The following is a 19,986-nucleotide window of genomic DNA, read 5'->3' on the forward strand; positions in this document are numbered from 1 at the left end:
TTATTATTTATTTTAAAACAGAAAATTCTATTGAAGAATCTGTAAATACAGTGTGTGTTTGAGTTTTAAAATCTTTTTCATCTGCTTTGTAAATGTTATCTACATAGGTCTGCGGATTTAAATCGATTAGAGGAAACCATGTACTCTGCACTTGTATTTGTAGTTTGTGTCCTTTTTTAAATGTGTGAAAAACGTCTTGTAATTTAATATTTACAGCTGTTTTTTTATTTGGAGTAAAAGGTTCTGGTTTTTCAAAACTATTTCTAAATCTTCCTCTTAAAACTTCACTTCTAACCATTAAATGGTAGTTGCTCATTTTTAAGTGGTTTTGAAGTTTTTTATTGTCTTCTTTCACATTATCAGGATGTACATCTATAACCTTTACAACCCAATCTGCTGCAGAACCTGTAGTAGCTACTTTTAATTTTGCTAAAATGTCTCCTGCTAATGTAAAATCTTCAGTTAAAACATCTGTTTCAAATACTAAAACATCTGGTCTTCTAGCGGCAAAACGTTGGTCATCTGTCATGTACTTTCTTGGTGTAAAAACCGTTTTAATGTCTTCAGAATAAGGTACAGGATGTTTAATGTCACTAATAAACTTAACAGCTTTCGTCGATTTTTTTGATGCAGTTAATTCTTGGTTTTCAGATAAAAACCAGTTTTCTTTTACAATGTTTTTTGGTGGCCAAGTATCATAAGATTTCCATACTTTTCTACCGTGAATCAAAAACATAGGCTTCTGGTAAACCGTAGTTTTTATCTCCATTTCCTTTTAAGAAATGATTAAAAAATTTAGTTTCAATTTCTTTTTGAAATTTTAAAGAAATAGAGTCGCCAAAATAATAATTACCAACATAATTCTCTACGCCAGTTCTAGACCATTTACCATGATCCCAAGGGCCGAAAACCAATGTGTTATAATTGTCTTTACCGTGTTTTTCTATAGCTTTGTAAGTTTCTAAAGGTCCGTATAAATCTTCTGCATCAAACTCACCAGCAACAACCATTGTTGCAACTGTAGATGGAACTCTGTTTAAATGCTGAATAATTCCTTTACTTTTCCAGTTTTCATCATAATTAGGATGTTCTACAATTTCCTTCCGAAAAAATCATCAATTCTATCTTTGTTTTCAGCAGAAGTTACATCTAATTTGTCATATTGAAAATACTCATTTAAATTTTTTAAAGGTCCTTTGTCTAAGAAAAATTGATATTGATCTTTAGATTCCATTTTAGGAAAAGAGTACCAAGCAGAATCTGTTGGTGTGTCTTTGTAAGTACCAAATAAAGAAATTGCTCTAAAATAACTTAATAAAAAAGCTCCGTTATGATGAAAATCATCAAAGAAAAAATCACCAATACTTGCTTGAGGTGAAGCAGCTTTTAATGCCGGGTGTGCATCTATAGAAGAAACAGTTGCATAATGTCCAGGATATGAAATTCCCCAAGTACCAACATTTCCGTTATTATTCTCAACATTTTTAACCAACCAATCGATAGTATCGTAAGTATCAGAAACTTCATCAGATTGGTCTGCTTCTTTATTTGGGATGTAGGCGCGCATGTTGTCATAAACACCTTCACTCATCCATCTACCACGAACATCTTGATAAACCACAATGTTGCCTTCTTTCATTAGATGAACGTTTGGGCCAATTTTAGATTTCATTTTACCTTCTCCGTATGGCGCAGAACTATACGGAGTTCTTTGCATTAAAATAGGGTATTTTTTAGAAGTATCTTTTGGTGAATAAATTGTTGTATGCAATTTAGTACCATCTCGCATTTCGATATCAACCTCTTTTTTTGTGTAATTATCTGCAACGTAAGAATCTTTTTTGTTTTCTTTTTCTGTTGTTTTTTCACAAGAAGTGATGATAAAAATGCTAAATAATAATAAGATAAATTTTGTTTTCATAATGATGATTGGTTTGTGGTTATAAAACTACAAAAACTTAACTTAAATTGCTCTAGTAAAGCATAGAAGAGGCTTAGTTAAAATCATAATTATTTCTTAAAATTGATTGTGTCTTCTAGTTATACATGGTTTTTTAGACTTTATCTTTTATTTTTGTATTGATAAATTTAAAAACTATAAATTATGAAAACTTCAATTTTTACACTTGTGATGTGTTGTTTTTTGTCATTTTCTAATTTTGCTCAATCTAAAAGTGACGCTATTAAAGTAGGTGATGTTTTTACAGTAGGCAAAGTTGAAATGAATAATTATAAGCACATTAAATTTCCTAGAAATAACTTTATTATTAAAAGAGGTGGTATTGCAACTTATAAAAATGTTGTAAATAAAGAAGTGAAAGTTACTTCTTTAGAAGAAAAAAAGATGGTAGTTTAGAAGCTGTAATTGAACTAACATCTCGACGTTATTTTTTTAAAAGCCACAAATACATTAAAGTAGATTTAAATAAAGCATTAAATTCTAAAGAATTAATTGCAAGTTAATTTTGCTTTTATAAACTAAATTAAAATTAAAAAACTTTCTTCCTAGAAAGTTTTTTTATGCTTTATATTGTGATTTCTTAAAATTCTATACTTATGAAAAATATATTTTTATTGTTTTTGTGTTTTTTTAGCTTGAGTTGCTCAAATAAAAAAGTAGAACAAGTAGACATAAAAGAAAAACCATTACCAACATTAGTAGACGGAAGATATAATGTTGCATTTCTTATTATGGATGGTACATTTAATACAGAACTAACAGCACCATTTGATATTTTTCAGCACACTATTTTTAGAAAAAATATAAAAGCTATGAATGTTTTTACGGTAGCAAATACAAATGAAGCTGTTACAACATTTGAAGGAATGAGAATTTTACCAGATTATAATTATCTAAAAGATAAGTTACCTAAAATAGATATTTTAGTTGTTCCGTCTGCAGAACATCATTTAGATACAGATTTAGATGATACAAAAATGATAGATTTTGTAAAACAAGCTGCTAAAGATGCAAGTTTTATTACTTCTCATTGCGACGGTGCTTTTGTATTAGCCAAAGCAGGGTTGTTAAAAGATAAAATTTCGACAACTTTTCCTAGTGATATAGATAAAATGAGAGAAACCTTTCCTGGTTTAGACATTAGAAAAGAAGTTTTATTTGTGCACGACGGTAACGTAATTACTTCTGCTGGTGGCGCAAAATCTTTTGAAGCTGCTTTGTATTTATGCGAGTATTTGTACGGAAAGGAAATAGCGAAATCGTTAGCAGGTGGTTTAGTTTTAGATTGGAATTTAGAAAATGTACCACATTTAATTGTAGATTAAGCAATAATTTTGCGTAATAAATTCCTATTTACTTGCGCATTTCTTGTAGAGCTTGTTTTTCATCAAAAAATAGAAAAATTCCTTTTAAGTCTAAGTAGTTGACAGATTTTCTCCTTATTTTTGCAAACTATGCAAGAAACAAAGAAACATCAACTAACAGATTGGTTACCAACTACAAACAAAGAAGTTAAAATTCGAGGTTGGGAAGAATTAGACGTGATTCTATTTAGCGGAGATGCTTATGTAGATCATCCGTCTTTTGGGCCTGCTGTAATTGGTAGAATTTTAGAAAGTTATGGTTTGCGTGTGGCAATTGTACCACAACCAAGTGTAAACGATAACTTACAAGATTTTGAAAAATTAGGTAAACCTCGTTTATTCTTTGCCGCTACTGGTGGTTGTATGGATCCGATGGTTTCTAATTATACAGCAAGTAAAAAAAGACGAGATAAAGATGCATATACACCTAACGGAGATAAAGGTTTTAGACCTGATTATGCAACCTCTGTATATTCTAAAATTTTAAAAGAAAAGTTTCCTGATGTACCTGTTTTAATTGGAGGAATTGAAGCATCGTTAAGACGTGTAACTCATTATGATTATTGGTCGGATAAGTTACTGCCTTCTATTTTAGAAACTTCTAAAGCAGATATGTTGGTTTACGGAATGGGAGAACAACCCTTGCGTGAAATTGTAGAGTTGTTGCAAAAAGGTGTGCCTTTTTCTAGCTTAAAAAACATCAAACAAACTGCGGTTTTAATCAATCAAAAAGAAGAAAAAATACCTGTAGTTAATGGTTGGGAAGATGTTACAATTAATTCTCATGAAGCATGTTTAAAAGATAAAAAAACATTTGCTTCTAATTTTAAAGTGATAGAACAAGAATCTAACAAGTTAAAAGCTAGAAGAATTCTACAAGGAATAGGAGAGAATACCTTGGTAATTAATCCGCCTTACCCAACAATGACAGAAAAGGAAATTGATGGGTCTTTCGATTTACCTTACACTCGTTTACCGCATCCAAAATATAACAAACGTGGACCAATACCTGCGTTTGAAATGATTAAATTCTCAATAAATATACATAGAGGATGTTTTGGTGGATGTAGCTTTTGTACAATTTCTGCGCATCAAGGTAAATTTATTGCAAGTAGAAGTCAAGAATCTGTCTTAAAGGAGGTTGATAAAGTTGCAAATATGCCGATTTTAAAGGATATTTATCTGATATTGGTGGTCCGTCTGCAAATATGTATCAAATGAAAGGTAAAGTACAATCTATTTGCGATAAGTGTGTTGCACCAAGTTGTATTTCGCCAGTAATTTGTTCTAATTTAGATACTTCTCACAAACCTTTAACAGAATTATATCAAGCTGTAGATAAACATCCGAAGATAAAAAAATCTTTTATTGGTAGTGGAATTAGACATGACATGTTGGTGCGGAATTCAATAAAAATGCAGATGCAAAAGAATTAGATGCGTATACAGAAGAAGTAATGACAAAACATGTTTCGGGCGTTTAAAAGTTGCGCCAGAACATACATCTGATCCTGTTTTAAAATTGATGCGTAAACCCTCGTTTAAATATTTTCATTTATTTAAAGAGCGTTTTGACAAAATAAATATCAAGAGAAGATTAAACCTACAATTGATACCTTATTTTATTTCAAGTCATCCGGCAAGTGAAGTAGAAGATATGGCAAATTTAGCTGCAGAAACCAAAGATATGGGGTTTCAGTTAGAGCAAGTTCAGGGTTTTACACCAACGCCTATGACTGTTGCAACCGTAATTTATTATTCAGGTTATCATCCATATACATTAAAACCAACCAAAACTCCTAAAACAAAAAAGGAAAGAGAAGATCAGCATAAATTTTTCTTTTGGTACAAAAAAGAAAATAAAGATTGGATTCGAAATACGTTAAGTAAAGTTGGTAGGCGGATTTATTAAAAGTATTATTACCCGAAACAAATTCGTGGCAAAAGAATAAAAAAGCAAAACCTGCTAAAAATACTTTTGATGATGCTGTTCCTTTTAATAGAAGAAAGAAAAAGTTAGTAGAAGTTCTTCTAAAAAAGAAGACGATAAATTAATAAAAAGTGATAACCATTAAATTTACTATGATTTAATGGTTATTTTTTTACAGCAATCATCATATGCGGACTAAATGGAAGTAAATACTCGTCATTCTGAGTTAATTTCTGTAAAGATTTTAAAGTTTTAGATTTCTTTTTATCTAACATATTTGCAAAGTATTCATTGTCTAACCAAATCATACCTTCGACAGCATAAAGATTTATAAAAGAAAGGTTTTGCTCTAAAAACTCTGTTTTTAAAGTTGCAGGTTTATGATAATAGGCATCAGCTAATAAAAAAGGAAAATCTTTAGGTGCATTATGCACACCAGTAGTCAATTCTTTTTTACACATATCAAAAAATGAATTTGCATGTATCATTCCGTTCATGAGCCCAACGACAGTAGATGCAGTAGCGTTTATTGCGAAACCTAAAATAATTCCGCCTTTTTTAAGAACTCTTTTTGCTTCTAGTATTGCTGCAATTCTATCTTCTCTTTTTGTAGATGATATAAAGGGCCATGTAATATCACTAAATCTGCTGAGTTGTCTTTGAAAGGAAGTTTTTTTGCTTCGCCAATAGTTGCAGAAAAAGGTCTTTTTAATTTTTTTGCTCTTTTTTCTGCAAGTTTTATATGTTTTAAAACAGGTTCTATTAAATGCACTGTATGATTTTGTTTTGCTAACCATTCAGAATATTTGCCAGTTCCACCACCAACATCTACAACAGTAATTTTATCTTTTAAAATATGAAGTTGTATTAATTCTTTAATACGTTCAAATTCAAAAATCCCCATACCTTTTTCTAGGCGAGTTTCTTCGGAAGCTTTGTTGTAAAAATCTTCTAATTCTTTACTAATTAATTGCTGTTTCTTCAAGTTGTACTTTTAAAAAAGTTAAAAGTAAATAATTTAAAACAATTAAGTATAAAACCGTAAAAGTGATTGTAAATAAATATTATCTAACGTGTGTTTTTAAGAAAGCTATAGTTCTTTCCCAAGATAAATCTGCAGCAGCTTCATCAAATCTTGGTGTTGTATTGTTATGAAAACCATGATTAACTTCGGGTAAAAATGTGCAGTATATGTTATTTTATTTTCTTTCAATACTTTTTCAAATGTAGGCCAACCTTCGTTTACCCTTTTGTCTAAACCAGCATATTGTAAAAGTAAAGGAGCTTTTATTTTAACTGCATCTTTTGCTTCGGTTGTCTACCGTAATAAGGTACAGCAGCAGATAATTCTGTAATCTTACCGCCATCATATTAGAAATCCATCCGCCAAAACAAAAACCTACAACACCAACTTTACCGTTGCAATCTTTATGATTTTTTAAATAATTGTAACCAGCAATAAAGTCTTCTAGCATTTCTATTCGATCTCTTTTCTTCTGCATTGCTCTACCTTCATCATCACTTCCTGGGTAACCTCCTAAAGGGGCTAATGCATCTCGAGCTAATGTTATAAAACCATCTAAAGCTGCTCTTCTACCAACATCTTTTATATACGGATTTAAACCTCTATTTTCATGAACTACTATTAAGCCAGGTAGTTTTCTAATATTTTTTGCACGTTTAGAAAGTAATCCATTCATTTTTTTACCTCCTTTTGGAGATTCGTAATGTATTGTTTCTGATTTTAATCTTGGATCGTCTGGTCGAACCGTAATGGCATCAATATAATTAGGAGAAATAAAACTTAACAAAGAAGGTAAGGTAATTGCACCAACAGCAAATAAAGAAAGTTTTTGTAAAAATTCTTTTCTGTCCATTTTATTGTGCGCATAATCGTCATATAAATCAAAAACTTCTTGACTTATATCTTCTTTTTTTAAATTTTGCATATTGCTTTTATTTAGGATTCTAATTTAAATCTAAATTACTTAAAAATGAAGTAAATATTATATTTAACGGTTAAGTTTAAGTTAAACTGCCTTTTCGAGAGCTATATAATGCGTTGTGTTTCTTATTGATAAAGGGAAGATTTTAATTTCGCATTTATATGCAGTTTTGTCTTTCTTATAATTTAAAACTGTTTCTTCAAAAGGCTTGTTTGCTATTAATTTTTTTCTAATTCTAGCTCTTGTCTCTTCACATGTATTATCTCCCTGAAGAAAAGTTGGCGTTTTGTTAATAGCGTACTTTTTACTGAAACCTGTCATTTTTTTAAAGCCATCATTCACCCAAATAATTTCCTGAGCTTTATTCGTTAGCACAATTGTTTCGAAATCTTGATTTTTAAAAATAGCATCTACATCATTACACCAATTAAACTTATTTGCAAAGTCTTTTATTGTATTGATATCGTTTTTCCTGTTGATTTTTTTATTTCTTCAGTAAAATAATCTATGTAAAAGTCAAAACTTTTTATTGGGGCTTTAAGAAAATCCGAAGATGAAATTTGACTTTTTAAATACGTATAATCGTGTTCACTTTGTGAAGACATAAACAAATCTAAACACATCATACCAGCCAAATTATTTCTCATAATAAAAAGAGTTTTTAAATTAAAAAGCTAAGCTATAAAAAAATGCTTAGAATTTGTGTTAAAAAACTTATTTACAGACTTTACAGTCCTTTTTATCTTGAATTTCACCTATTAAATTCCCTTTTTTATCGAATTTAAAGCCACAACAATCGATAAAGCCTTTTGCAATTAGTTTTCTTGCACGTTGAATTTGAGATTTTGTGGTTGATAAACTTTGTTCTAATTTAAAGGCAATATCCTGTTGTTTTAGACCTTTGATATCAGATAAAAATAATGGTTTTCTATATTTTTCTCGGCAGACTTTGTATAATTCCTCTAAGGCAATCTTTTTCTGTGTGGTTATTTAGAGTAATGTTCGTTTCAGATTCGAAATTTGCGATTTCAAAAGTTTGATTTGTGGTTTTCCAATAATTTAAAACTGAATTTCTAGCAATGGTAAAACACCAAGATTTTAATTTATTTAAATCTTTTAAAGTATGAAGATTGGTGTGTATTTTTATAAAAGTTTCTTGTAAAATATCATCTGCTATTTCAGAGTTTTTTACTTTACTTAGTATAAAATTTTTTAAATCATCAGAATAAGATGTCCAAACTTCTTTTGTAGTCATTTTTAAATGTAAAAAAATATAAAAAACGAAACAATTTTAAAGTGTTAAGATTGTTTCGTTTTTTGTGAATTAATTTTTAGCAATTACAAGAATTACATGTGCAATTAACGCAAGTGCAGTCTTTACAAGATCCGTTTTTGCAGCCATTACAATCGCATGTACAATTTTTATTTTTCATGATATTTGTTTTAATGTTCATATAATAGACTCAAAAAAGTTTAAAAAGACGCATTAATTTAAAATCTTTTTTATTTAAAATAATAGTATTATTAAAAAAAGAGTGGAGATTTGAATTTTAAAGTACAATTGATTGAAGTAAAAAACAGATAAAAACGCTATTAAAAAGATTTAAGTAACGCAGTAAGTTTATAAAAAAACTCCGCATAATTTATGCGGAGTTTATCAATTATTAAAAGAATGATTTTTTTAGACTTATTAGAACTTAAAAGTAAATTACTTAGTTTTAATAACAATAACACCATTTGCTCCTCTAACACCATAGCTAGATGAATCTGGTCCTTTAAGTATGGTGACTTTTTTTACTTCATTTGGATCTATAGCTGCAAATACACTTTCCGGTACTTCAATATTATTAAGAACGAATAACGGATCCATATTTCCGGAGAAACTATTATAACCTCTTATTCTTATAACATTATCAGCAGAAATACTAACTCCGAAACTTTTCCTCTTAGATAGTCATAAATAGAATTAAACTGTATTGAGTTTCCTGAGACTTCATTTGCAGCATTTTTTACTATTACTTTTTCATTACCACCTCTTATGTAAATGTTAATTTTCTCTTTTCCGTTGTATGCAATTTTAGTAATTCCAATCTCTGGATGAAATGCACTAATTGTTTTTGGTTTTTTATTTAATCGAGTTTTAAATACTCCATTAAAATTAGTAGTTTTATCTTGCTTTACATCATCTATTAAAATAATTGCACCGAGAAATAGGTTTATTTCTTTGGTTTTTTACTTTGATAGTGATTTTTTGTGATTGAGAATTAATACCAAAACTTAATAATAAAAAGCTTAGTAGAATAGTGAATTTTTTTCATGTAAATAATTTTTAGGTTGTTAAGGTAATAAAAAGATATTACATATTTCTTCTATACTGTCCACCAACTTTAAACAGCGCTTCTGTAATTTGTCCTAACGAACAAACTTTGGTCGCCTCCATTAGTTTATCAAATAAGTTTTCATTCTGAATAGCCGCTTCTTGTAAAATTTCAATTTGAGCAGCAACTTTTTCAGGATTCGCTTTGTTTAATAATTCCTTAGTTTGTATTTGATGTTTTTTCTCTTCTTCTGTTGCTCTAATAACTTCTGCCGGTTGCACTGTTGGTGAACCTTTAGAACTTAAAAACGTGTTAACACCAATAATTGGGAATTCTCCGTTATGCTTTAGTGTTTCATAGTACAAGCTTTCTTCTTGAATTTTCGAGCGTTGGTACATTGTTTCCATAGCTCCTAAAACACCACCACGTTCTGTAATTCTATCAAATTCTAATAAAACAGCTTCTTCAACTAAATCGGTTAATTCTTCAATAATAAAAGCACCTTGTATTGGGTTTTCATTTTTAGTTAAACCTAATTCTTTGTTGATGATTAACTGAATCGCCATTGCTCTTCTTACAGATTCTTCTGTAGGTGTTGTAATAGCTTCATCATAGGCATTTGTGTGTAAAGAATTACAGTTGTCGTTTATTGCATATAGAGCTTGTAACGTAGTTCTAATATCATTAAAGTCTATTTCTTGAGCGTGTAAAGATCTACCGAAGTCTGAATATGATACTTTAACATTTGTGCTCTCGAATTTGCTCCGTATTTATTTTTCATGGCTTTTGCCCAAATTTTACGAGCAACTCTACCAATTACAGAGTATTCAGGATCAATTCCGTTAGAGAAGAAAAAAGATAAGTTTGGTCCGAATTTGTTAATATCCATTCCTCGACTTAAATAATATTCTACATAGGTAAATCCGTTAGATAAAGTTAACGCCAATTGGGTAATTGGGTTTGCGCCAGCTTCTGCAATATGATAACCAGAAATAGAAACAGAATAAAAATTTCTAACTTGTTTTTCTATAAAGTATTCTTGCACATCACCCATTAAACGTAATGCGAATTCCGTAGAAAAAATACAAGTATTTTGTGCTTGATCTTCTTTTAAAATATCTGCTTGTACAGTTCCTCTAACTTGCGCTAAAGTGTCTTTTTTAATTTGCTGATAAACATCCGAAGGTAAAACCAAATCACCAGTTAAACCTAATAACATTAGTCCTAAACCATTGTTTCCTTCGGTAAATTACCTTGATAAGTTGGTCTTTCTAATCCTTTATCATCATAAATTTCTTTGAATTTTGCTTCAACATCTGCTTCAAGATTATTTTCTTTGATATATTTTTCGCAGTTCTGATCGATGGCAGCATTCATAAAGAAACCTAGCAACATTGGTGCAGGACCATTAATTGTCATTGAAACTGATGTCATATTATGGCTCAAGTCGAAACCAGAATACAATTTCTTAGCATCATCTAAACAACAAATCGAAACTCCGGCATTACCAATTTTACCATAAATATCCGGTCTTTCACCAGGATCATTACCATATAAGGTAACAGAATCGAAAGCTGTAGACAAACGTTTGGCATCCATTCCTAAACTTACATAATGAAAACGTCTGTTGGTTCTTTCCGGTCCTCCTTCTCCAGCAAACATTCTTGTAGGATCTTCACCCGTTCTTTTAAACGGATACAAACCTGCTGTAAACGGAAATTCTCCAGGAACATTTTCTTGTAAATTCCAACGTAATAAATCACCCCAAGCTTCATATTTAGGTAATGCTACTTTTGGTATTTGCGTATGAGAAAGTGATTCTGAATGTGTTTCTATGTTAATTTCTTTATCACGTACTTTAAACGTATAAATAGGGTTTTTATATTTTTCTACTTTTTCTTGCCAATTTAAAATGATTTCCCAGTTATAAGGATTTAAATTTAGTTTAACCTTTTCAAATTGAGCTACTAATAATTTTACAAAATCAGTATCATCATTGTTTAAATCATTAATTATTGTATCTAAATCAATACCAGCTTTTGTAATTGCTACGGATTTTTCTACAATAGATTCGATAGTTTTGTGAATTCCGTATAACTTTTGCGCAACCTTAACTTGGTCGTTAGCAGTTTTGTCGTAAGCTCTGTTATTCTCTGCAATTTCAGATAAATAGCGAACTCTTGCTGGCGGAATTACAAAGATTTTTTCTGACATCTCTTTAGTAATTTCCATTTTAGATTTCAAATCAGCATTTGTTTTTTCTACCAATTTATCCATAATACTTTTATACAAAGTATTCATTCCTGGGTCATTAAATTGAGAAGCAATTGTGCCATAAACAGGTAAGTCATCTTGATGTATATGCCATAAATTATTATTACGCATATATTGTTTTTTTACATCTCTAACAGCATCTAAAGCACCTCTTTTATCAAACTTATTAATTGCAACTAAATCAGCAAAATCTAACATGTCTATTTTCTCTAATTGAGTAGCAGCACCAAATTCTGGCGTCATAACATATAAAGAAGTATCAGAATGTTCTATAATTTCTGTATCAGATTGCCCAATTCCGAAGTTTCTAAAATAATTAAATCGAATTCAGCAGCTTTTAAAACCTCTACCGCCTCGTTTACATATTTAGATAAAGCTAAGTTAGATTGACGAGTTGCTAAAGAACGCATATAAACTCTAGAGTTATTAATTGCGTTCATCCTTATTCTGTCACCTAAAAGTGCACCACCAGTTTTTCTTTTTGATGGATCAACAGAAATTAAACCAATTGTTTTTTCTGGAAAATCAATTAAAAAACGTCTAACCAATTCATCTACTAAAGAAGATTTTCCTGCACCACCAGTTCCTGTAATTCCTAAAACCGGAGTTTTAGAATTCTTATTTTTATTATGGATTTCATCTAAAGTATCCTTTGCAATTTCAGGAAAGTTTTCTGCAGATGAAATTACTCTTGCAATATGTCCGATTTCTTTTTCGGCTAATTTAGATACATCAATATCAAGTTTATCTCCAATTGCAAAATCAGATTGTTGTACCAAGTCATTTATCATTCCTTGCAAACCTAATTCTCTACCATCATCCGGAGAATAAATTCTTGTAATACCGTAATCCATTAATTCCTTTATTTCTTCCGGAAGAATTACACCGCCACCGCCACCAAAAATTTTGATGTGTCCGGCGCCTTTTTCTTTTAATAAATCGTACATGTATTTAAAATACTCGTTGTGACCACCTTGGTAAGAAGTAATTGCAATGGCATTTACATCTTCTTGTATTGCGCAGTTCACAACTTCTTCTACAGATCTATCATGGCCTAAATGAATAACTTCTACGCCAGTAGATTGTATAATTCTTCGCATGATGTTAATAGCAGCATCGTGTCCATCAAAAAGAGCGGCAGCTGTTACTATTCTAACTTTATATGTAGGTTTATATGGTGTAATTTGTTCCATTCGTAATAAATGTTATAATTTGAAGTTGCAATTTACGAAAATCTTAAAAAATTCTACAATTCTTTATCGTTTTATAAATTAAAATTATCTTATTAAGTTGATGTTGGTTAATTTCTTTAAATATGGCATAATAATTGGTGTATTTTAAGCAGAATTTAACTGTTAAAATAATCATTATGAGATATATTAAAATTACGTTATTGCTATTTGTTATTGTTTTTTCGTCGTGTAATTCTGTAAAAGTAGTTACAGATTACGATACAAAAGTAGACTTTAATAAGTACAAAACCTTTGCTTTTTATAAAACAGGCATAGATAAAGCAGCTATTTCAGATTTGGATAAAAAAAGAATTTTGAATGCTATAGAAAGTGAGTTATTGCTTTTAGGATTCACAAAGTCTACAAACCCGGATATGTTAGTGAGTATTTTTACAAAATCTAGAGAAAAAGTAAATGTAAATCAAAATAATAATTTAGGTTATGGTTTTGGTTGGGGATGGAATCCTTGGATGTGGAATGGAAACAATAATATTAATGTGTCGCAGTATACAGAAGGTACTTTATTTATTGATTTTATAGATAAAAATAAAAAAGAGTTGGTTTGGCAAGGTGTTGGTACGGGTGCCTTAAAAGTTCAGAACAGAGAAAAAAAGGAAGAAAGAATAAAGGAGTTTGTAAAAGAAATTGTGTCTAAATTTCCTCCAGAAAAAAAGAATAATATTTAATTGAAAAGCGCTCGTAAGAGCGCTTTTTTTATGTTTTAAATTGATACTTTTGCATTATGTATAATAAAAGAATTCCTTTAGAAGAAGGCGATTACTATATAAACGAGCAGGGTTATAAGGTTTTTACAGAAAAGTTTCATCTTAGAAGAGGTTACTGTTGTAAAAGTGGTTGTAAACATTGCCCTTATGGTTATGATAAAAAAACAGATTCTTTTAAATAAATAGTGACTTTAAAATTTTAAAAGTATCTTAATAGTATAAAGTGTAAAAAAATAAATAATGATAAAAAGAATATTAGTTTTAGTTGTAGCGCTTCAATTTGTAGGTTGTGCAGAGTTGCAAAATGTAGTAAAGAATTTACCTAGTGGAGGTGGCTTAACCCAAGATCAAATTGGTAATGGTTTAAGACAAGCTTTAGATAACGGTATCAAGAATCAAGTTACTAAGTTAACCTCTAAAGATGGCTTTTATAGAAACGAATTAGTTAAAATAATTTTACCGGAAGAACTTCAGGCTGTAGATAAAGGTTTAAGAAGTTTAGGGTTAGGTAATTTAGCTGATGAAGGTATTAAGGTTTTAAATAGAGCGGCAGAGGATGCTGTTAAAACTGCCACACCAATTTTTGTAAATGCGGTAAAAGAAATAACTTTTAATGATGCAAAAAACATCCTTTTAGGAGATAAAAACGCCGCAACTAATTATTTGCAAACAAAGACAGAGCAAAACTTATATGCAAGTTTTACACCTGTAATAGATAAGTCTTTTTCTAAAGTTGGTGCAGATAAGGTTTGGAATAATTTAATTTCAAAATACAATAATATTCCTTTTGTTAAAAAAGTAAATCCAGATTTAACGAATTATGTAACTACAGAAGCTTTAAAAGGAGTATTTACGATGATAGAGGTTGAAGAAAAAGGAATTAGAGAAAAAGTGGGATTAAGAAATACAGCGCTACTAAAGCAAGTTTTTGCTTTGCAAGATTAATAAAATACTGATTTTTAACAATTTGTCTTTAAATATTTTATTATATTTAAAGACAAATTGTTTTAATTATGTCACGTATACATCAACTACAAACCTACAGTAAGCATTTAGAAGACAGTTATTTTAAATTGTTAGAAAAATCTAACAGCTATCGTTTTATAGATGAAACTATAAGTGATTTTGCTGCATATAAAGCCATGAGAATTTTAGAAAAATTAAACAAACTTAATTACTTGCAACGTTAATTTTTTTCAAAGTTATGTCTCTCATTTTTAGTTTTTTAAGTTTTTGATTAACTTTTATTTAACAAGTTTTGTTAAATTATTCTTTATTGATTTGATGTTTTAATAAATTTTCCTCAAAAAATTCAACTTACAATCCATGTTCGTTAAGGAATTGTTAAAGTATCTACCACGCCTGTGTTAATTTTTTCTTTTGCAACCTTCATTCTTAACATAATATTTAGATTCGTTTTATAATAATAATTCAACTCAAATATTTTATGAAAAAAATTAAAAAGAATGTTTTGTTGCTATTTCTCTTTATGGGAGCAATTGTGGCAAATGCGCAGCAAGTTTCAGTATCCGGAACAGTAACTGACCCTTCCGGTATTTTGCCAGGTGTTAGTGTCTTGGTAAAAGGAACTACCAATGGTACAGAAACAAATTTTGATGGTGTTTACAAGATAAATGCAAGCAAGGGAGATGTTTTAGTATTTCGTTATTTAGGTTATAAAACTATTGAAAAAATAATAGGTAGCTCTAATGTTATTAACGTAAGCTTAAAAGAAGATAGTAGTGTTTTAGATGAAGTTGTTGTTGTGGCTTATGGTACAACAACAAAAGCTGCATTTACAGGTTCTGCAGATGTGGTTGGTGCTAAAGATTTAGCATTAAGAAATGTTACTTCACCTATTGCAGCTATAGAAGGTAAGGCTACTGGTGTTCAAATAGTATCTTCTTCGGTCAACCGGGTTCTTCCCCAGGAATCGTTATTAGAGGAGTTGGTACGTTAAATGGTTCAGCTACACCTTTATATATTGTAGACGGTATTCAATTTGAAGGTTCGTTAAATACAATAAATCAAGAAGATATCGAATCTATGACTATTCTTAAAGATGCAGCTTCAACAGCTCTTTATGGTGCTCGTGCTGCAAATGGTGTAGTTTTAATTACTACTAAAAGTGGTACTAAAGGTAAAACACAAGTAAACTTTTCTACACAGTATGGTTTAGTAACTAGAGGTATACCAGAATATGATTATGCCAATCCTGGTCAATATTACGAGTTAATGTGGGAAGCTTACAAGAACTCATTAACAGGAGAAGATAGAGAATCGAGAGCTTCAGCAGAAATTTATAATCGTCTAGGTTATAATCCTTTTAATGTTGCTAATGATCAAATAGTTGGTGTAGATGGTAAATTAAATCCAAACGCTAATTTAATTTATAAAAGTTTAAACTGGTATGACGAATTAGATCAGGTTGGTACAAGAGTTAATCATTCTGTAAATGTGGCTACTGGTGGTGAGAATCACAAAGTATTTTTCTCTACATCTTATTTAGATGAAGAAGGTTATATAATAACATCTAAATTCGATAGAATTACTACTCGTCTTAATGCAGATTTTGATGTTAACAAATGGTTGTCTATCGGAGGTAGTGCAAACGTTTCGATATCAGAATCTAAAGGACCACCGTCTAGAGGAACTAGTATCGCAAATCCATTTGCTTTTGCTAAAAACATAGCTTCAATTTATCCAGTTTACTTAAATGACGCAAATGGTAACTTAATATTAGATGCTGCTGGTAATCCTCAGTATGATCTAGGAGAAGGAGATTTTTCTTTAAATCAAGGTTCAAGACCATACAATGCTGGTCGTCATGCTATAGCAGAAGCTATTTTAAACGATGAGTTAAATAGAAATAATACTTATGGTTTTAGATATTATGCAGATTTTAAATTAGCAGAAGGGCTAAATTTAAAATTTAATTATGGTAGAGATATTAATGAAGGAATTAATAAAAGTTATGAAAATCCAATTGTTGGAGACGGACAACCTACGGCTAGATATGGTGAAACTAGATTTAGAAGAGATGTGCAAAACTTTTCTCAAGTTTTAAGCTTTAAAAAATCTTTTAATGATGTGCATAATTTTGATATTACTGCAGGTCACGAAAGCTATGATAGAGCATTTTCTAATAATAATGCTTTAGCAACTACAGAAACTGCAAGTGGTATATTTGAATTCGACAATTTTTCTGTGCCAGTTAGTTTAAATGGTTCTAGTACTTTAAAAAGAGTAGAAGGTTATTTTGCTAGATTAAACTATAATTTTGATAATAAATATTACTTAACAGCTTCGGCTAGAAGAGACGGTTCGTCTTCTTTTAGTAGAGACGCTAGATGGGGTAACTTTTATTCTTTAGGAGCTTCTTGGAGAATTGACCAAGAAAAATTTATGGAAAACGTTTCATTTATAGATCGTTTAAAATTAAGAGCATCTTATGGTCAAGTAGGTAACGATAACTTAGGGTTCTTTATTTCTCAAGCTTTATACAGTATTACATCTAATGCAGGTGCACCTGGTCTAGTTTTTACTGATCCAGGAAATAATGAATTAACATGGGAAACTGTAGGTAGTTGGGATGTTGCTTTAGAATTCGGTTTATTTAATAATTTCTTAGAAGGTTCTATAGAATACTATAAAAAGAATTCTACAGATTTATTATACAACTTACCAATACCTTTATCTAATGGTATAAATTCTGCTCCTTTTAATATTGCAGACATGTATAATTCAGGTTATGAATTAGGATTAACAGGGCATTTAATTAACAAGAATGATTTTAAGTGGGATTTAAGTGTACAAGCTTCTACATTTAAAAATGAAATTACGTCTTTACCAGATCCTTTTGTTACTGGGTCAAAAAGATGGGAAGAAGGAAGATCTAGGTATGATTTTTATATTTTTCATTCAGCTGGTGTAGATCCTGCTAACGGAGACGCATTATATTATATGTTTGAAGACGGAGAAAATGGAGATAGAGTACCTGTTTTAGATGCAGACGGTAATCACGATACTACCAATAGTTGGCAAGATGCAGGTAGAGCTTATGCAGATGAGACTACTATTCCGGATGTATTAGGTTCTATATCTAATTCTTTTTCTTATAAAGGTTTCTCTTTAGATTTATTATTTACTTATGGTATTGGAGGTAAGTTTTTAGATTACGGATATTCAGATATGATGCATTCAGGATCATACGGAGATTCATATCACCCAGATGCTTTAAACGCATGGAAACAGCCAGGTGATATTACAAGTGTACCAAGATTAGAAGTTGGAAATACAAATCAAGTTCAGGCACAATCAACTAGATTTTTAACTAGTGCTTCTTTTTTAGCTTTAAAAAATGCAAACTTTGGTTACGCTTTTAATAATGATATTACAGAGAAATTTGGTGTAAATAGTTTAAGGGTTTATGTTTCGGTGAAAATTTATTTTTACAAAGTGCTAGAACAGGTTTAAATCCACAGTATAATTTAGGAGGAACTCCTTCAGAAATGATTTTAATCCATCTAAGACTATAACTTTTGGTTTAAATGTGTCATTTTAATAAATAATAAAAAATAAAGAATAATTATGTTAAAAAAATAAGCGCATTGTTGCTAGTGGTTTTAACGATCACTTTAACATCATGTAACGAAGATTTTTTAGAAACTAAACCAACAGATGCAATTTCTGCAGGAGATGCATTATCTACGCCGAGAAAATATGGCATTGGTTTTAAATGGGCTACATAGATTAATGTATGCTCAAGCAGGTATAATTCCTGGTGGATCTAATAGTAGAGCTGGTATGCAATACTGGATTCCGATGTTTGATGTTTTAACTGGAGATTTAATTCATACGGCTAGGGCTAATGGATGGATGAGAGCAGAATTACAATGGAATGTTCATACTTTAGAAACTTCTGAATCAGTAAGTCAATTATGGTATCAACGTTATCATTTTATAGCTAGTTGTAACGCAATAATTAATAAAGTAGAAGAAGATGGTTTAACCATCGATGCTAATATGAGTAATATATTAGGGCAAGCTTATGCATATAGAGCTTGGGCTTATCATTCTTTAGTTACAACTTATGCTAAAGGATATTTAATTGGTAATCCTTCTACAGACCCTGGTGTGCCTTTGTTATTTAAAACAGAAGCGCCTTATACAAGTGAACCAAGATCTTCTGTTCAGGCCATTTATGATCAGATAAATTTAGATTTAGGAAAATCTATTGAATTTTTTGAAAATGCATCTGCAAGAGTAGATAAATCTCAATTAAATATAAATGCAGCATATGGTATCAAAGCTAGAGTTGCTTTATCTGAAGGTGATTGGCAAGCTGCTTCTGATGCGGCAAAGAAAGCTCGTGAAGGTTATCCTTTAATTAACGAATCAGATTGGAAGTCCGGGTTTAACACAGTAGATTTATCAGAAGTAATTTGGGGAGGTAATGTAATTCAATCTGAAACTACATTTTTCCGTTCTTATTTCTATTATATTTCTCCTACCTTTCAAGGAAGTCAAAACAGAGGTAACCCTAAAACAATAAGTAAAGAAGTTTACGATGCGATTCCGGATACAGATTACAGGGCAGATTTATTTTTACCAATGGCTCCTAATACAAATGGTGCAGCTGCAAATGGTGAAGGAGGAAGCTTTTTAACAGATCCTAACTATGATACTGAAGAGGAGTTTGATGCAGCTAAAGCAGAAATTGTAAGTAAATGGGGTGTTACAACAAGACATAATACTCACCCATACATGCATGTGAAATTTAGACAAAAAAATCCAGGAACTATAGATCCAGATGATGTAATTTATATGCGTTCTTCTGAAATGTATTTAATTGAAGCAGAAGCAGAAGCTATGATGAACGATGTAACTGGCGCTCAAACAGCTTTAAAACCTTTAGCTGAAGAAAGAGATAGTGCTTTTGATGTAACTGTTTTCGATACAAAAGAAAAACTAATGGATCAAATTAAACTTCAAAGAAGGGTTGAGTTATATGGAGAAGGGTTTAGTTGGTTAGATCATATTCGTTGGGATGAAGGTATTGATTTAACAAATTCGGAGCTGCAGAAGTATTGTATCAAGCCGGATTTAAACAAGACAAACCTTCTTTAAATGATGCTTGGATCTGGAAAATTCCTCAAAGAGAAATTGATGCAAATCCAAATTTAACTGAAGCAGATCAAAATTAAATCTGATTTATAGATGTAAAAAGCCACCTTTA

At 30.5% G+C, this 19,986-nt stretch carries 20 protein-coding genes and 3 pseudogenes; 13 read left to right on the top strand and 10 right to left on the bottom strand.

The genetic code is table 11. From position 1 onward, the window contains the following. Positions 1–7 precede the first annotated feature (7 nt). Positions 8–1,921 (bottom strand): annotated as a pseudogene (locus tag ACZ1HD_RS03295) (CocE/NonD family hydrolase). A 183-nt stretch (positions 1,922–2,104) separates the two neighbouring features. Between ACZ1HD_RS03295 and ACZ1HD_RS03300 the strand changes: the two are divergent. The 5 genes from ACZ1HD_RS03300 (at position 2,105) to ACZ1HD_RS03320 (ending at position 5,235) form a co-directional block, all read left to right on the top strand. Further along, entirely contained in the window at positions 2,105–2,356 is a 252-nt protein-coding gene (locus ACZ1HD_RS03300; RefSeq protein WP_472688640.1) for a hypothetical protein, read from the top strand. A gap of 200 nt (positions 2,357–2,556) precedes the next feature. Then, entirely contained in the window at positions 2,557–3,285 is a 729-nt protein-coding gene (locus ACZ1HD_RS03305; protein WP_472688641.1) for a DJ-1/PfpI family protein, read from the top strand. A gap of 129 nt (positions 3,286–3,414) precedes the next feature. Next, entirely contained in the window at positions 3,415–4,545 is a 1,131-nt protein-coding gene (locus tag ACZ1HD_RS03310) for a YgiQ family radical SAM protein (RefSeq protein ID WP_472688642.1), read from the top strand. Continuing rightward, entirely contained in the window at positions 4,542–4,760 is a 219-nt protein-coding gene (locus ACZ1HD_RS03315) for a hypothetical protein (RefSeq protein WP_472688643.1), read from the top strand. The genes ACZ1HD_RS03310 and ACZ1HD_RS03315 overlap by 4 nt, the downstream gene beginning before the upstream one ends. Before the next feature lie 88 nt (positions 4,761–4,848). Next, positions 4,849–5,235 (top strand): DUF3362 domain-containing protein, encoded by a 387-nt coding sequence (locus ACZ1HD_RS03320; RefSeq protein ID WP_472689263.1) that lies wholly within the window; start codon positions 4,849–4,851, stop codon positions 5,233–5,235. A 182-nt stretch (positions 5,236–5,417) separates the two neighbouring features. On the opposite strand, the gene ACZ1HD_RS03325 is transcribed toward ACZ1HD_RS03320, so the two are convergent. The 9 genes and pseudogenes from ACZ1HD_RS03325 to ACZ1HD_RS03365 form a co-directional block, all read right to left on the bottom strand. Further along, on the bottom strand, positions 5,418–5,714 hold the full coding sequence (locus ACZ1HD_RS03325; RefSeq protein WP_472688644.1) for a hypothetical protein: 297 nt from the start codon (positions 5,712–5,714) through the stop codon (positions 5,418–5,420). Positions 5,715–5,830: 116 nt separating this feature from the next. Then, positions 5,831–6,238 (bottom strand): class I SAM-dependent methyltransferase, encoded by a 408-nt coding sequence (locus ACZ1HD_RS03330; RefSeq protein ID WP_472688645.1) that lies wholly within the window; start codon positions 6,236–6,238, stop codon positions 5,831–5,833. 79 nt (positions 6,239–6,317) lie between these two features. Then, positions 6,318–7,202 (bottom strand): annotated as a pseudogene (locus tag ACZ1HD_RS03335) (dienelactone hydrolase family protein). 81 nt (positions 7,203–7,283) lie between these two features. Next, positions 7,284–7,574, bottom strand: coding sequence for a PAS domain-containing protein (locus tag ACZ1HD_RS03340; protein ID WP_472688646.1), 291 nt, complete (start codon positions 7,572–7,574; stop codon positions 7,284–7,286). 74 nt (positions 7,575–7,648) lie between these two features. Continuing rightward, on the bottom strand, positions 7,649–7,846 hold the full coding sequence (locus ACZ1HD_RS03345; protein ID WP_472688647.1) for a hypothetical protein: 198 nt from the start codon (positions 7,844–7,846) through the stop codon (positions 7,649–7,651). 67 nt (positions 7,847–7,913) lie between these two features. Next, positions 7,914–8,189 carry a sigma factor-like helix-turn-helix DNA-binding protein gene (locus ACZ1HD_RS03350; RefSeq protein ID WP_472689264.1) on the bottom strand — a complete coding sequence of 92 codons (276 nt, stop codon included), beginning with the start codon at positions 8,187–8,189 and terminating at the stop codon, positions 7,914–7,916. Continuing rightward, positions 8,128–8,454, bottom strand: a complete 327-nt coding sequence (locus ACZ1HD_RS03355; RefSeq protein WP_472688648.1) for a sigma factor — start codon at positions 8,452–8,454, stop codon at positions 8,128–8,130. Before ACZ1HD_RS03355 ends, ACZ1HD_RS03350 begins: the two co-directional genes overlap by 62 nt. Before the next feature lie 453 nt (positions 8,455–8,907). Beyond that, entirely contained in the window at positions 8,908–9,069 is a 162-nt protein-coding gene (locus ACZ1HD_RS03360) for a TonB-dependent receptor plug domain-containing protein (RefSeq protein WP_472688649.1), read from the bottom strand. 486 nt (positions 9,070–9,555) lie between these two features. Further along, a pseudogene (locus tag ACZ1HD_RS03365) lies at positions 9,556–12,984 on the bottom strand (methylmalonyl-CoA mutase family protein). Between the two features lie 176 nt (positions 12,985–13,160). Here ACZ1HD_RS03365 and ACZ1HD_RS03370 point away from each other — a divergent pair. The 8 genes from ACZ1HD_RS03370 to ACZ1HD_RS03405 all read left to right on the top strand — a co-directional run bounded on the left by ACZ1HD_RS03370 (position 13,161) and on the right by ACZ1HD_RS03405 (position 19,877). Beyond that, a complete protein-coding gene (locus ACZ1HD_RS03370; RefSeq protein ID WP_472688650.1) occupies positions 13,161–13,709 on the top strand; it encodes a DUF4136 domain-containing protein in 549 nt (182 codons plus the stop codon). Between the two features lie 56 nt (positions 13,710–13,765). After that, a complete protein-coding gene (locus tag ACZ1HD_RS03375) occupies positions 13,766–13,930 on the top strand; it encodes a DUF5522 domain-containing protein (protein ID WP_172830876.1) in 165 nt (54 codons plus the stop codon). A 58-nt stretch (positions 13,931–13,988) separates the two neighbouring features. Continuing rightward, positions 13,989–14,693: a DUF4197 domain-containing protein gene (locus tag ACZ1HD_RS03380; protein WP_340934995.1), complete on the top strand. Its 705-nt coding sequence runs from the start codon at positions 13,989–13,991 to the stop codon at positions 14,691–14,693. A gap of 68 nt (positions 14,694–14,761) precedes the next feature. Then, positions 14,762–14,938: a hypothetical protein gene (locus ACZ1HD_RS03385; RefSeq protein WP_172830877.1), complete on the top strand. Its 177-nt coding sequence runs from the start codon at positions 14,762–14,764 to the stop codon at positions 14,936–14,938. A gap of 257 nt (positions 14,939–15,195) precedes the next feature. Beyond that, a complete protein-coding gene (locus ACZ1HD_RS03390) occupies positions 15,196–15,708 on the top strand; it encodes a carboxypeptidase-like regulatory domain-containing protein (RefSeq protein ID WP_472688651.1) in 513 nt (170 codons plus the stop codon). Further along, the gene (locus tag ACZ1HD_RS03395; protein WP_472689265.1) at positions 15,687–18,224 is read left to right on the top strand and encodes a SusC/RagA family TonB-linked outer membrane protein; all 2,538 of its coding nucleotides are present in this window, start codon (positions 15,687–15,689) and stop codon (positions 18,222–18,224) included. Before ACZ1HD_RS03390 ends, ACZ1HD_RS03395 begins: the two co-directional genes overlap by 22 nt. Positions 18,225–18,367: 143 nt before the next feature. Next, a complete protein-coding gene (locus ACZ1HD_RS03400) occupies positions 18,368–18,499 on the top strand; it encodes a hypothetical protein (RefSeq protein ID WP_472688652.1) in 132 nt (43 codons plus the stop codon). Next, a complete protein-coding gene (locus ACZ1HD_RS03405) occupies positions 18,471–19,877 on the top strand; it encodes a RagB/SusD family nutrient uptake outer membrane protein (protein ID WP_472688653.1) in 1,407 nt (468 codons plus the stop codon). Before ACZ1HD_RS03400 ends, ACZ1HD_RS03405 begins: the two co-directional genes overlap by 29 nt. Positions 19,878–19,986 lie beyond the last annotated feature (109 nt).

The sequence above is a fragment of the Polaribacter sp. HA6-7 genome (assembly GCF_055693625.1).

What these genes read in the sequence shown, in the direction of transcription:
- ACZ1HD_RS03325 (WP_472688644.1), bottom strand. Translation starts at nt 5,714, where the DNA reads ATGTGTAAAAAAGAATTGACTACTGGTGTGCATAATGCACCTAAAGAT.
- ACZ1HD_RS03405 (WP_472688653.1), top strand. Translation starts at nt 18,471, where the DNA reads ATGGCATTGGTTTTAAATGGGCTACATAGATTAATGTATGCTCAAGCA.
- ACZ1HD_RS03305 (WP_472688641.1), top strand. Translation starts at nt 2,557, where the DNA reads ATGAAAAATATATTTTTATTGTTTTTGTGTTTTTTTAGCTTGAGTTGC.
- ACZ1HD_RS03300 (WP_472688640.1), top strand. Translation starts at nt 2,105, where the DNA reads ATGAAAACTTCAATTTTTACACTTGTGATGTGTTGTTTTTTGTCATTT.
- ACZ1HD_RS03310 (WP_472688642.1), top strand. Translation starts at nt 3,415, where the DNA reads ATGCAAGAAACAAAGAAACATCAACTAACAGATTGGTTACCAACTACA.
- ACZ1HD_RS03380 (WP_340934995.1), top strand. Translation starts at nt 13,989, where the DNA reads ATGATAAAAAGAATATTAGTTTTAGTTGTAGCGCTTCAATTTGTAGGT.
- ACZ1HD_RS03390 (WP_472688651.1), top strand. Translation starts at nt 15,196, where the DNA reads ATGAAAAAAATTAAAAAGAATGTTTTGTTGCTATTTCTCTTTATGGGA.
- ACZ1HD_RS03360 (WP_472688649.1), bottom strand. Translation starts at nt 9,069, where the DNA reads ATGGATCCGTTATTCGTTCTTAATAATATTGAAGTACCGGAAAGTGTA.
- ACZ1HD_RS03315 (WP_472688643.1), top strand. Translation starts at nt 4,542, where the DNA reads ATGAAAGGTAAAGTACAATCTATTTGCGATAAGTGTGTTGCACCAAGT.
- ACZ1HD_RS03320 (WP_472689263.1), top strand. Translation starts at nt 4,849, where the DNA reads ATGCGTAAACCCTCGTTTAAATATTTTCATTTATTTAAAGAGCGTTTT.
- ACZ1HD_RS03385 (WP_172830877.1), top strand. Translation starts at nt 14,762, where the DNA reads ATGTCACGTATACATCAACTACAAACCTACAGTAAGCATTTAGAAGAC.
- ACZ1HD_RS03355 (WP_472688648.1), bottom strand. Translation starts at nt 8,454, where the DNA reads ATGACTACAAAAGAAGTTTGGACATCTTATTCTGATGATTTAAAAAAT.
- ACZ1HD_RS03370 (WP_472688650.1), top strand. Translation starts at nt 13,161, where the DNA reads ATGAGATATATTAAAATTACGTTATTGCTATTTGTTATTGTTTTTTCG.
- ACZ1HD_RS03345 (WP_472688647.1), bottom strand. Translation starts at nt 7,846, where the DNA reads ATGAGAAATAATTTGGCTGGTATGATGTGTTTAGATTTGTTTATGTCT.
- ACZ1HD_RS03375 (WP_172830876.1), top strand. Translation starts at nt 13,766, where the DNA reads ATGTATAATAAAAGAATTCCTTTAGAAGAAGGCGATTACTATATAAAC.